The organism is Caballeronia sp. LZ003 (assembly GCF_031451465.1).
Classification (GTDB): Bacteria; Pseudomonadota; Gammaproteobacteria; order Burkholderiales; family Burkholderiaceae; genus Caballeronia.
In genome coordinates this window covers 1-648 of record NZ_JARUXJ010000125.1, presented here as the reverse complement: position 1 = coordinate 648, position 648 = coordinate 1, and the positions used below count along the sequence as shown (strand labels likewise).

General features: G+C 59.6%; 1 pseudogene. It reads left to right on the top strand.

The window, feature by feature from the left end:
- Nucleotides 1–648, top strand: a pseudogene (locus QCE79_RS33370) (hypothetical protein); the annotation flags it as partial.

The window sequence follows — 648 nt, the reverse complement described above, 5'->3', positions numbered from 1 at the left end:
TCGGTGTCGGTCTGGATGGAGCGCTTGCGCTTCCAGGACAGGTGATCGAGATTGCCGATCCGTTGCGCTCGCAGCGTTCGATAGGTGGGCGAATTAAGGCTGTGACGGATACAGGCCGTGTGATCCTGGACCGGGAGGTCGAGGCCCTTCCTGGGAGTTACCTTACGTTGATGATGCCGGATGCGAGCATTCATCGCGTGGGGATTGAGAGCGTACACGGTACCGAGGTAATGCCTAGCGGGCCGCTTCCAAAGACGCCTGTTCGGGGTGCGGCTTGGACGTTTCAGCCGGCAGCCGAGGTACGGCAGTTGTATCGCGTGGTCGGTGTATCCGAATCGCATGACGGAACGTCTTTCACGATCACGGCGACGCGGCATGCGTCAGAAAAGTTCGCGCTCGTCGACAATGCGGCGGCGACTGACAAGACCGATCAAGCTTATGTGCCGATTGCCGCGCCAAGCGCCCTACGCCTTGAAGCACTCGCGGACTACGGTGCCAGAATGTCGGCCAAGATATCGTGGGGCGCGGTGGCCAGCGCCAAGCAGTATCTGATTGAATGGCATGAGCCGGGTCACGAGATGAAGAAAGAGCGGCTTGCAAACACGAAGTGCGAGTGGGTCGTGCACGACTTAAAGCCCGGCAACTACA